Below are 489 nucleotides of genomic sequence, written 5' to 3' on the forward strand. Positions count from 1 at the left end.
AGGGCGGTTCTATCGTCTACACCGCGACCCTGACCAATCCAGCCGGTACTCCGGTGACTGTGACGTTGAGCAATGGCTCCATCATCACCATCGAAGCCGGTAAAACCACCGGCACCGTGACTGTTCCAGCGCCTGCCGATGACGTTTACAAAGACGCCGGCAAGGTCGAAGTCACGATCAAGGATGCGTCCGGCGGCAACTTCGAGAATCTCGTACCGAGCACGGTTCCGGCCGTGACCGAAGTCACTGACACCATCGATACCTCGACCGTGAAGCTGAGCGCCGATACTTCGGTGGCTGAAGGCGGCACTGTCACTTACACCGCCACCGTCGGCGCACCTGTCACCGGCTCGCCAGTGACCGTGACCCTGGCCAACGGCCAGACCATCACCATCGAAGTGGGTAAAACCACCGGCACCGTGACCACCACCGCGCCGAACGATGCGCTGAACGGTCACGAACCGCTGACTAACGCGATCACCGGCGTGA

The 489-nt window shown here is 61.1% G+C and carries 1 protein-coding gene; it reads left to right on the forward strand.

Features of this window, described 5'->3' with window-relative positions; genetic code table 11:
• Positions 1-489: immunoglobulin-like domain-containing protein (locus tag BW33_RS18395; protein WP_047600345.1), on the forward strand; the 489-nt coding region annotated here is incomplete at both ends.

It is taken from the genome of Pseudomonas sp. RIT288, from assembly GCF_000631985.1.
Lineage (GTDB): Bacteria > Pseudomonadota > Gammaproteobacteria > Pseudomonadales > Pseudomonadaceae > Aquipseudomonas.